General features: G+C 37.3%; 8 protein-coding genes. 6 read left to right on the top strand and 2 right to left on the bottom strand.

Going from position 1 to position 11,496, the window contains the following annotated elements:
- Positions 1–64: 64 nt before the first annotated feature.
- The 3 genes from I6F45_RS18145 to I6F45_RS18135 all read left to right on the top strand — a co-directional run bounded on the left by I6F45_RS18145 (position 65) and on the right by I6F45_RS18135 (position 2,988).
- On the top strand, positions 65–832 hold the full coding sequence (locus I6F45_RS18145) for a hypothetical protein (protein ID WP_197161526.1): 768 nt from the start codon (positions 65–67) through the stop codon (positions 830–832).
- A gap of 19 nt (positions 833–851) precedes the next feature.
- Positions 852–1,826: a WYL domain-containing protein gene (locus tag I6F45_RS18140; RefSeq protein WP_197161523.1), complete on the top strand. Its 975-nt coding sequence runs from the start codon at positions 852–854 to the stop codon at positions 1,824–1,826.
- A gap of 73 nt (positions 1,827–1,899) precedes the next feature.
- Entirely contained in the window at positions 1,900–2,988 is a 1,089-nt protein-coding gene (locus tag I6F45_RS18135) for a cell division protein FtsZ (RefSeq protein WP_197161520.1), read from the top strand.
- 42 nt (positions 2,989–3,030) lie between these two features.
- Here the strand turns inward: I6F45_RS18135 and I6F45_RS18130 are convergent, their stop codons facing one another.
- Complete coding sequence (locus I6F45_RS18130) at positions 3,031–4,482, bottom strand: tyrosine-type recombinase/integrase (protein ID WP_231609703.1); 1,452 nt, start codon at positions 4,480–4,482, stop codon at positions 3,031–3,033.
- A 232-nt stretch (positions 4,483–4,714) separates the two neighbouring features.
- Entirely contained in the window at positions 4,715–6,388 is a 1,674-nt protein-coding gene (locus I6F45_RS18125) for a tyrosine-type recombinase/integrase (protein WP_197161514.1), read from the bottom strand.
- Between the two features lie 260 nt (positions 6,389–6,648).
- Between I6F45_RS18125 and I6F45_RS18120 the strand changes: the two genes are divergently transcribed.
- From I6F45_RS18120 to I6F45_RS18110, 3 genes are all read left to right on the top strand, one after another.
- The gene (locus I6F45_RS18120) at positions 6,649–6,897 is read left to right on the top strand and encodes a YfhL family 4Fe-4S dicluster ferredoxin (RefSeq protein WP_165728747.1); all 249 of its coding nucleotides are present in this window, start codon (positions 6,649–6,651) and stop codon (positions 6,895–6,897) included.
- Positions 6,898–7,111: 214 nt separating this feature from the next.
- A complete protein-coding gene (locus I6F45_RS18115; RefSeq protein WP_197142791.1) occupies positions 7,112–7,810 on the top strand; it encodes a metallophosphoesterase in 699 nt (232 codons plus the stop codon).
- Between the two features lie 413 nt (positions 7,811–8,223).
- Complete coding sequence (locus I6F45_RS18110; RefSeq protein WP_197161511.1) at positions 8,224–11,151, top strand: TonB-dependent receptor; 2,928 nt, start codon at positions 8,224–8,226, stop codon at positions 11,149–11,151.
- Positions 11,152–11,496: the final 345 nt, after the last annotated feature.

The following is an 11,496-nucleotide window of genomic DNA, read 5'->3' as shown; positions in this document are numbered from 1 at the left end:
AGTGGACTTCTCACAGCTTATAACTTAAAAACAGTTAAAAGCTTTAATTCTTAAAAGGGTATCTATGAAAGTTAATGAACAGTATGTCTATATATACAGAGACCCAAAGACTTCCAAAATTAAATATGCGGGGAGGGGCAAGTCTGCTACACGAGCCTCATCGCACCAAAAAAAGACACATAATAGTGAACTTGAGAATTGGCTGAAAAAAGCAAGCTATAAGCTCGAAATAGCAGGCCCGTATGAAAATGAACAAACAGCTATTGCTGTTGAAGAAGCATTAATTTCTACTCACCAGCCTGAATTTAATATGCGAAAAGAGTCTTCTAAGTACAGTTTTCGTCCTTTGGGTGTGCCAGAAAAATACATTACTAGGCTTGAGCAACAACCTTTAGAATATGACCGTTTGTTTAAAGGGAATACAGAGTCAATTATATTAGTTAAGGTCACAGATAAAACGTTAGGCGATAGAGTTGGGTATAATTTAGTAGACCCACCTAGTGATGATGCAATCGTCGAAAGAGTAGAAAAATATTGGCAATTAGGAAATGATAAATATCTAGGTACTTGGATTAAAGATAAAAAACTGTCTCCGACGTTAATACTTGGTATTACAGGGAGTCCTGGAAACCAAGTAATAATAGCCTCTCTTGAAGTTGATATTTCTGCATGGAATGCGGTTGAAGTTATGAAAAAAAAGCTCATAACAGTACCTTTAAAAGATCGATCAAAGTTAGATAAACATTATTTACGAGGGTACCGCATCGCTTTATCAGCTGACATAAAATTTGGACGAAGTATCCAAGAGCACTTTAGAGTAATTCAAAAATGACTCCACACCACTTAATATAATGATCTCACACCGCCATTTATCAATTTTAGAGCTTGTGCCAATAGCGCCTAGCTCTATCTCGATCCTTCAACTTCAGCAAAAGCTGGTTGATCGCGGTATTGTTTTATCAACCCGCATGCTTCAACGAGATCTTCAATCACTATACGAGCAAGGCTGCTTTGGGCTTGAAAAAGATACCCGCAGTAAGCCCTATGGCTGGTCTATCAATGCGCAGTGGCGAGGTGGTAATACAAAAGTAATGAGCAGTGAAATGGCTGAACACTATTTGCTGTTGGAGCAGTTATTACCGCAATCAGTCCCGGGTGACGTTAAGCAGTCAGTGCATATTAAAGCAGAGCAGGCTCTTAAACGTTTTAATGGCCATGTGCCTGACTGGCTTTCAATCCTTCCAAAGTCGTCGTTAAAAGTGAATATTGATAATCAGCTAGTTGAGCAAATTGAGCATGTGATTAAGCATAAGCGTGCAGTGAGCACTGAGCTTTATAGAGTACTTTACGATGAGGCACATTGGTTAAAGTTTGCTGAGTTGAGTTTTTATAACATAGTTGAGCAAGGCGGTGTGTTAATGGCGCAGTTTATGGTGGGGACGCTTCACGATAAGTGTTACCAAATGCCGGTTTACCGCATTCGTAATGTACACATTTTGCAAAAGACACGACGTGAGCCAAGTGCCGAGCAATTAAAATCGTTACGTAGTGCTATTAGTAAAGGCATGCCGCAAGAAACTATCGAATTAGTAATAAAAGTACCTACCCATTCGGCTGTTAATCAAGGGTTTATTGAGCTTGGTGAGCAGACTGACAAGCAACAAATTGACGATAAAAACGTATTACTTACCTATCAGGCTATTGATACGGAACAACTAACCGATGAGCTATTTAAATGTGCTCATTGGCTTGAAGTCATACAACCTGAGCGCATTAGGAAAAGAATTACCACAAAGCTTAAAGCGGCTGCTAGTAACTATCAATAACGCTAATTAACTTAGGTGCGTCAAAATTTGACGCACCTGTTTGGTATGCTCCTTTTAAAGTTAAGGAGTAGCTATGTTTCAATTAATTCAACAAAATGATGGTTTATCGATTGGTGTATTTGGTATTGGTGGGTGTGGCTGTAATACGCTGAACAGTATTTTTGAACAACGCGAGTCTGATCAGGCATTCTTGTACAGTGTTAATACCGATAAAGTAGTACTTGAGCATACACAAAGTGATGAAGCAGTGCTTATAGGAGCTGAGCTCACGCATGGTTACGGTGCCGGCGCAGACCCTAAAGTTGGACTGCAAGCGGCAGAAGAAAGTAAAGATCAGCTTTTAACGCTCATTAATGGCTGCGATATAATACTGTGTGCTACAGGGTTGGGGGGCGGTACTGGGACTGGCGCTAGCCCGTATATTGCACAACTTGCTAGTGAGCAAGGTAAGCCCATTATATTTGTTGCTACATTACCATTTAGTAGTGAAGGGCAGTTTAGAAATAATATAGCGCAAGCAGGTTTAAATGAGCTTAAAGAGCATGCTAATGCGGTTATTACTCTCCCAAACGATCAACTGATTGAGGTGCTTGGTAACGATATAGGATTATTCGATGCGTTTAAGCATTCAAACCAAATACTCCACTCACTGATAAAATCACTCATCGATATGCTTTGCTATCAAGGCTTAATAAACGTTGATTTAAATGATTTTGCGAAAATTATGGATTGCCAAGGCGATGCTGTACTTGGCGTAGGCAAGTGTAATGATGAGAGCGAGCTCACTACTGCACTTGATAGTGCACTCAATAACCCACTGGTTAATCAGGTAGATATGTCATCAAGTACTGGCGTGATAATACAAGTAAATTGCAAAGATGAAATCTCACTGAGTAGCTATAACCTTATTACTGATACTGTGCGTCAACAAGTAAGCCCTAATGCGTTAGTTATTTGTGGTGTATCAAAAATAGAAAACTTAACAACCAATTATGAGCTACTGGTTATTGCTACGGGCGCGAGTTCAAAAATTATACTTGATGACACTAAAAATGAGTCAAACTCTAAAGTAGTCGCCACTAAACCAAAAGCATCTGATATTTTTGATATCCCTGCTTTTATAAGAAATCAATCTGCACCACCTAGTAAAAGCTCTTTATAGGTTTTGTAAGCAAAGAAAAAGTTGTATTGCAATATGTAAGCGCTACTCTAATATTTGCAAAGGGCGGCTCTTTTTAAGCTTTTGGGTTTGCTGAACTATATTACTCCAGATAGTTGAATAAGTACTTGTTGTACTTTTTAACTTGGCAGCAACCTTATTAAAACAATTTAATTTTAAAAATGATTTTTGAGTTGTTTTTTTTCTTAACTTAGTTTGCTTTTTAACTTCGTTAAGAATTCCCTTCTCAAATAGGTTAAAGTTTTTGTAAAGTGCTTTTATATCAGTGTTATATAATATATTGGAGTGGTCATAATGTTTACTCATTGGATCATGTTCTGAAACAGAGTGATGTAACATTTTTTTAGATTCAATTTCAGCAATTGTTGATGACCCAATTTTTTTAGTTAGCACTTCTTTCATATGTGATTTTAAAAAGCTGCGCAGCAGTGTTGGAAATGCTCCGGCAGATCCTTTCATATATATTTTGTCACGTGGTGTAGCTACCATTCCCTCTGGTGCATGTTGCTTTAATTTTCGGTTTAAACTCTCTTTACTGATGGGTTTTGAGTCGTCTTTAACCTTGCAAAATAAGTAGGTGCGGTTTATGTCTGAGTTTAATTTTAACTCTTGCTGTATTGCTTTTTTCATCTCGGGTGTGAGTTGTATTTTAAACTCTTTTTGGTTTTTCATAGCACCGCGAGTGGTATGGGTTGTTTCAGGAAACGTCAAAAATTTAGGGTTAGTTAAATCATCTATATACGATAGATGAAGGTTGCAAATATTTATGGGTCTTAGCCCAGTAAACATCATCAACAGTACCGCATTTATTAATGTATTATTTTTAGCTGTTTTTAGGTTTATGTATAGCTGAGAAATTAGAGATATATCAGTGTATGCCTTACAAGGAATAGGCTTCGCCGTTCGAGAAGATATATAATTTTTATCTACTTCTAGGAATGGATTATCGCCATTATTATATTTATTTTTTGCGAACACCCACAGCTTTTTCATTTGCTCGAATAACTTAGCCACATGCGGGCCACTTTTCTCTGTTAGTAGTTGGTCAAGCGTTGCTTCTATTATTTCAGGCGTAATAGTCTGAAATAACGTATTTTTACCAAAGGCATTTTGAATTGCATTAAGGTAAGAGGTGTATGTTGTTACTGTGGTTTCAGCTAACTTGCTAGGACTATGTTTATTAATTGCCTGTAAGTTTTCTATTTGTTTACTCACTACAAATTCGAATGTGTAATTAGAGGTGTTCTTTTTGTATATTTCGGCCGCTTTTAATTTCGCTGCTGAAAAACTCATATTATTAGAATCACCAATCTTTGTGTTTTTTATGCCATGTTCTTTTTTAAAATGAGTAAAAAATTTAATAATGCCATCATGCTGGAATACAATTCTTATTTGATCTTTAAGCTGATATTTTGAAAGCCTTCTACCTTTGTCCTGCGCTAATATAATAGTCGCAAGGCTGGCTAGCTCTTCCATTGACTCGTCATTATACGGTGGCCTAAATGCATTAAATTCAGCCATGTAAAGGTCACGACTTTTAATCGTGACCTCACATGGTTTTATTGAATTTAATACTGATGTTGCCATTAATATATAAGCCTTAAAAAGTTAAAATCATCAAATAACTGATGAGGTATCGCTCTAATAAGGCAATGATATGAAATTAATTTTTTTTACAAAAACTTTGGTAAGTCGAAATTAAACTTTTTTAATTATTTTTTGCTTTAGCTTCTTGGTCACTTAAATATCTCTCAACGACAGCTCTTCCTTCTTCGGTTAAGATCAAATCTTTTGCTACTCTGCCCGTATCACCAAGAGGCTGATTAATGAAGTTTACATAACCTCGTTTATAAACTAGATGATCTTTAATCCTATCTCTCAGGGCTTTCTTTTGGTTGTTTTCTTTAAGGTTTTTAGCTTGTTTACTTTGCATACCTGTAAGTCTGAGTTTTTGGCTTTCGAGTTCTTTCGCTCTTTTTAAAATACTGGCTTCATGAATTTTGAATACATTAAATTTTAGCTTTGTTGAAGTGCCAAATAGCTCTTCAGATTTATCATAATTCAAGCCGTTTGGATCGTCCTCTTTTCTTAGGTGATGAAGCGCGAGTCGGGTTAGTTCTTCTGCATGTCTAAAATGGTAGCCGTTATCAACCATAATCGCTTTTGTGTTGGATTTAAAAAAGCTTCGACACATAGTGCAAAATGCACCTGCCGATCCTTTCATTACAATATTTCTTTGATCACCTTTTACTGCATCAACGGGTGAATAATCTTTTATCACCTTATCTAACGATCTTTTTGCAAATGGCTTTCTAACGTCCCGTGGCTGAAGAAATATGTGATCAGGGTTACAGTTCGGAAGCGCATTTTCCATCCAGGCTCTCTGCTCTAAAATAATGGCGCGCATGGCTTTGGTTAATGGTAGCTTATATTCTTTTTGGTTTTTCATTTCTCCACGAACCCCAACAACAGATGCCGGAAAGGTAATTATGGTTGGAAAGTCGATACTATTGAGCCACTCCCACCTCATTTGTGGAATATTAATAGGGCGAATGCCTGTCAAAATCATAAATCGCGCAGCATTTTTTTGATGTACATTTGGGGCCGATGCTAGATTTATCCATAATTCAGCTATCGAATCTAAGTCTGTATAAACTTGGCAAGGACGGGGGCTTTCTACACGGTCAGATACGTAAAAGTCATCGATATCAGCAGCTGGGTTTTTACCTGAGTTAAATTTGTTTTTGGCAAATCGCCATACTCTTCTAATTTGTGCAAAAAGCTCAATTGCTTGGTTGTTAGACTCTGTTTTTATAATTATATCTACAATCTTTTCTAACTCTCCAGCTGTAAGAGACTGGAACGCTCTCTTAAGCGGAAAATGATGCCTGAGCTTTTTTATTCTGCATTGATATGTTCTGAGCGATGAAGCTGCAAATTTAGTGGGTGCGATGTTATGACGCTCTATTAAGCTTTGTTCATATGCATCAAACACAGTTTTAATATTATGATTATTTAAAACGCCATACTTCATTTGATCAGTAAGCTTACGCGCTTTTGCTATTGTTAATTCAGGTGCTTCACCTAACTTGGTATTAGCTATGCCAGATGATTTAGGGAAAGCTGAGTAAAAAGATACTGTTCCAGATAGGGTAAATATAAGACGAAGATTGTGTTGTGCCTCATATTTCGATAATCGCTTCGTATCTTGTTTCTTAACCTCTTGTTTTGATTTTTCTTTTTCCTCAAAAAAGATGATTTGAGAAGCCAAAATAACACAGCGATTTATGTGCTGCATAGAAAATGGCGATTTAAGTTGCTTCCATTCTAGTTTCGCTTTCGTGTATTGAGCTTTGGTAAGCGTTGATAGTGATTTTTTCACTTTGATTAAACCTATATAAATAAAGGCCTTGCGGCGATTTTTATTGATTAAGATCAACAAAGCAACAGAGAAAGATAGGCATAATTCGCGGCTGTAATTTACACCCAAAAATAAAAATTTGTGTTACTAATTTGTGTTACGATTTAATGAAAAATAGCGGTTTTTTATTAAACTAGAACTGCACAAAAGTTAGCCTTTACACACATTTGTTTTTACTTATCTTTTTGTTTTATAATGATATTAATTGAAAAGGCTAAAAAATGGCTCTACTCATAAATAGCAAATGCATTAACTGCGATATGTGTGACCCAGAGTGCCCTAATGAGGCTATCTATATGGGCGCTAAAATATACCAAATAGATGCAAGTAAATGTACTGAGTGTGTAGGGCATTATGATAAACCTACTTGTGTAAGTGTTTGCCCTATTGACTGTATAAAGCCCGATCCTAATAAGCGTGAAAGTTTAGATGAGCTGGCTGATAAGTTTGTGCTGCTAACGAACTTATAACTTGTTCAGGTATTTTGCTAAGCCGCTTTTTACTATTGGCTAAAAACTATCTACATTACTTATTTAGCTTGTAGTTAAAGTCCGCTGTCATGCATTTTTAGTTTCAATCAAATTTTATTACCTTCATTAATTATCAATTATATTGTGTTACCTTAAGGCTTTATAAACTCAAGTATTAATCTAAGTTTTAGATTGCATTCTATAGGAGTCTATTTTGCATATAGGTATTAACGCTATTCAGGCTGTATCTTCAAAACAAGCAATATTTATTAATGATGAGTGCCGAGTGTTTGTAATTGGCGATCTTGATGGTGATTTACCGGCCTTAAAAAACGCACTTAATAACGTAAATTTTACCCCTGAAAGAGATACTTTGTTTTGCCTAGGCGATTTTGTTGATCGCGGGGATAAAACATATGACTTATTCACATACTTACAAGCCATTAGGGCATGTATGATATTAGGTAATCATGAGCATTTAATGTTGGAATCATTATTAAGTAATGATGAAGCGGCTTTTAAATTATGGACTGACAATGGTGGCAATTGGCACAAGTCGGTATCGAGTGAAAAGCTCAATGTTATGTGCGATGAGTTACTAACTAAGCCTCTTTCGATAGTACTTGAATATCGTGGTTATAAAATTGGGTTGTCTCATACATTTGCCCAATCGTGGGATTGGGAAAATTACCCTGATGATAAATCGGTGATTGTGCAATCTCTATTGTGGGATCGCGAAGTAGTTAAACAAAATAAGGTAGTTAAAAGTCATGGAGTCGACTTTTCAATACATGGACATAACTCAACTAAAGCACCTTTCTGGGTGGGTAATAGCTATCATATAGATACCAATTATTATGGTGGAAAGCCGACATTACTCGAGCTTTCAGTGGTTATTGCTACGCTTGATTAACCAAGCGCTATTTAGCAATTGTTACTTCTTTCAAATATCATCCGGCAGTTTTGCTTTTTAAAGTATAAACTGCTGACTACCACATCTAATTATCCCCTTCGTTTTTTTGTATACACTTTATGATGATTTTTGCACTGTAATTATTTCATTAAGCTATTAAATACCACAAAGCCGCTCTTAGTTTGTTAATTGAGAGCGGATTTGATGTGTGGGCTGGGTTTTAACTTTCATTTAATAGGTATAAATACAGTTAAAAGAGACGTTTATTTAATTTAATATTGTTGGTTAACAAACGGTTAAGTTTGGCTGTGTAGAATTGGGAACAATTTTTGCCATTACGTGAATAATTTGCGTAAAAGGACTAACTTCTCGCTTTAGTTTTATGAGCAGATTTAAATGGAACAGCCTCTCACATGATAGTAGCAAGTATATACCCTTTCCCTTTTTCAACGTTTTGTAAGTCATCACTTTATGTATCAATTTTTTCTGCTTTGGGTTCTACGTGTGCTTTTGCAGCGCAAGAAAACGAAAACTCGCAGCACACAAAAGATATGGAAGTAATAGAGGTACGTGGCATCCGTTCAAGTATGGCCGAAAACTTAGATGTAAAACGCATGTCTGGCTCAGTGGTTGATGCAATTACAGCGGAAGACATTGGGAAGTTCCCTGATAAAAACGTTGCGGACTCTCTTCAGCGTGTACCTGGTGTGGTAATTGAGCGTGACGGCGGAGAAGGTTCATCAGTCAGTATTCGTGGTTTGTCGTCGGCGCTAACTTTTACACAGCTTAATGGTAATTTTATTGCGTCTTCTCCGGGAGAGCCTTCGCGTTCGTTTGATTATGCTTTGTTACCGTCTTCGATGATTGAAAGTGTAAAGGTTTATAAATCGCCAGAGGCACGCTTAGATGAAGGAGGGGTTGGTGGTACTGTATTAATGCATAGCCGAAAGCCTTTGAGTATGGATGCAAACTCAGGTGTATTTAATGTAGAGAGTACTTACGCTGATGTTACAAAAGAGTACGAACCGCAGTTTACGGGTTTATATTCATGGAAAAACGACAACGAAAACTTTGGTGTATTAGTTGGCTATACCTATCAGGAACGAACAAACAGGACACTTTCGGGAGGAACTGATGCAAATGTATGGCGCTACACTGGCGGTGGACAACCTACAGATATAAATGGTAACGCAGTTAATAACAATAATGGTTGGGATACTATTAATGATGCAAACGGCAACAGTTACGATGGTGTTTGGTTTCCACAAGTTGTGCGAGGCTCAGTTCTTAACGAAAAACGTGAGCGCGAAGGAATTCAAGTTAGTACACAGTGGCGACCAACAAATCGTTTAGAGCTTGGATTTAATTACTTTGGCTTTACACTCGGCCAAGACAGAACTGAATCTGTGATTGATATACCTGAGTGGTCTTTAAATTCTGATTTTTTAACTGATGTAAATCTTGATGAGTCGGGCGCTATTGTTACAGGTATGCAATACGATGCGATGGCAAGCGGTATTGAAAGTGATATGCAGTTTCCATGGATGCGCGGCAGTTATGTACGTGAAGAATCCACCTCCGATACCTTTGATTTTAATTTAACTTATGAAGGCGATAATTTTAAAGCGCGCTTTGTCGTGGGTAATACAAAATCAGAAGGGGGGCCGGAAGAAAGCTGGGAAGCTGCATATAAAAGCTCAAACGCGGGCGTAAACGCCACTGCTATTCAAAATGCTGCTCAAATGGCAGGCTGGTCACTCAACCAAAATAATGTGTCACTTAATATTGACCCAAATACACTAGCTAACTTGCAAAATGGAATTGGAGGCGGTCGTGATGCGGGCTCTTCAAACTCAAGTTTTGTACGCAGTGAGTTAGAAGAAGATTATTACCAAGCTGATGTGGATTTTTATGTTGATTGGGGCTTTTTAAAAACAATTAGAACCGGTGTTAAATACCGTAACTCCACGCTTCATCGTGAAACTGGTAATACCTTCTTTTTAGATCCTAATTTTGATATTGCTGCGGGCGAAGCAAGCGAGCAAGGTATTACTCGTTTTGATAGCTACCAATGGAATGGTGGAATGCCATTAGCTCAAAATGTATTTACAAGTGAGAGTAATATAGTAGGGGGTTTTGATATAAACCAAATGCCAAGTATCGACTGGGACAAATACCGCGATATGGTCACTGCTAACTATGTACCTTATACACGCATTGAAGATAACTTTGTTTACGACATTGAAGAGAAGATATCTGCTTTTTATATACAAGGCGATTTTGAATTTAGTGAAGTAAGAGGTAATTTTGGCGTGCGTGTTGTGCAAACAAAAACATTTACTTCATCTACCGACTTATATACCTACCAATTAGATCACACAAATGATGAAACAGGCGAGCCAGTAACTGGTGATGCACGCTTTGTAGAAGACTATCAATTAGTCACTCAGCAAAACGAAGACACTCAAATACTACCAAGCTTTAATATAGCGTGGGATGCAACTGACGATTTAGTTATTCGTGGGGCAATAGCAAAAGTAATGTCTCGTCCTGATTACAGCGATTTAGGTGCGCAGCAGCGTATTACGTTTGTATCGGATGAATGGGCAAATGATAGAGCTGCATTTAATGAACAGCCAGGTTTTAGCGGCAGTGGTGGTAATAAAAACTTGAAGCCATTTGAATCGGTGCAAGCTGATTTATCTATTGAGTATTATTATGCAAAGGGTTCTGCGGTTGGATTGGCACTTTTTCATAAGAAAGTAGATAACTTTGTTGTGCCACTAATAATAGATGCAGAGCAAAGCTTTGCCGGTAAAAATAATATAGTTGATGCAGATACTATTAATATAGCTCCGTATAGCACTGTAGGTAATGGTACCGATGCAATATCTAAAGGCGCGGAAGTATTTATTCAGCATGCGTTTGATAATGGTTTTGGTTTTTACGCAAACTACACTTATAACAAAACTAACAAAGCAGATGTAACCGTAAATGGTAAAGAGTTTGGTCAATCGGCATTAATAGGCAGTGCAAAGTATCAGTACAACACCTCTGTTTATTATGAAGGTGACGCTTTTAATGTGCGCGCTTCATATAACAAACGAGGGGAGACAGTATTAGGCCTTAATAGTGGTTTAAATGTATATCAAGATCCGTACGAACAGGTTGATGTTAATGCATCGGTTAATTTGTATGAAGGGCTAAGCTTAACAGCTGCTGTTATTAATTTAACTAAGTCGGAATCGGTAACGCGTTTAGGTGATGATACAGATGCACGGTTACTTAATTCAAGCTATTCAGGACGACGCTATTACGCAGGCTTTAATTATAGTTTTTAATTAACGGCATACGTAAGACTTTATTAAACGCCAACTAAAAACTGTAGTTGGCTTAGCCTAACGCACCTAATATTGTAGTTTTATGTATGCACATAGTTTAACTGCTCATATGTTGGTTGTTTAATAGGCAAATAAAGCTCTGCAGCCCTTTATTTGTATAGCTTTCATACTAAATTCATTTAATTGTCAAAAAGCTGAAATAAAACATTGACCCCCGCTCGAATCTCCCTATAATGCGACCCCACTGAGACGGGAAACGCCAACGCATAGCGAGGCAGGAACAACTCAGAGAGTTAAGTAAAACTTCGGTTTTAAATTGTCGAAAGAAAGTTTAAAACTAAGTGT

The organism is Pseudoalteromonas sp. SWYJZ19 (genome assembly GCF_015864375.1).
Lineage (GTDB): Bacteria > Pseudomonadota > Gammaproteobacteria > Enterobacterales > Alteromonadaceae > Pseudoalteromonas > Pseudoalteromonas arctica.
The sequence above is the reverse complement of the archived record's forward strand: the minus strand, read 5'-3'. Positions and strand labels throughout refer to the sequence as shown.

Bases quoted from the DNA above. Each gene is read 5' to 3' on its own strand.
- I6F45_RS18130 (WP_231609703.1), bottom strand. From the start codon at position 4,482: ATGGAAGAGCTAGCCAGCCTTGCGACTATTATATTAGCGCAGGACAAA.
- I6F45_RS18110 (WP_197161511.1), top strand. From the start codon at position 8,224: ATGATAGTAGCAAGTATATACCCTTTCCCTTTTTCAACGTTTTGTAAG.
- I6F45_RS18120 (WP_165728747.1), top strand. From the start codon at position 6,649: ATGGCTCTACTCATAAATAGCAAATGCATTAACTGCGATATGTGTGAC.
- I6F45_RS18145 (WP_197161526.1), top strand. From the start codon at position 65: ATGAAAGTTAATGAACAGTATGTCTATATATACAGAGACCCAAAGACT.
- I6F45_RS18135 (WP_197161520.1), top strand. From the start codon at position 1,900: ATGTTTCAATTAATTCAACAAAATGATGGTTTATCGATTGGTGTATTT.
- I6F45_RS18140 (WP_197161523.1), top strand. From the start codon at position 852: ATGATCTCACACCGCCATTTATCAATTTTAGAGCTTGTGCCAATAGCG.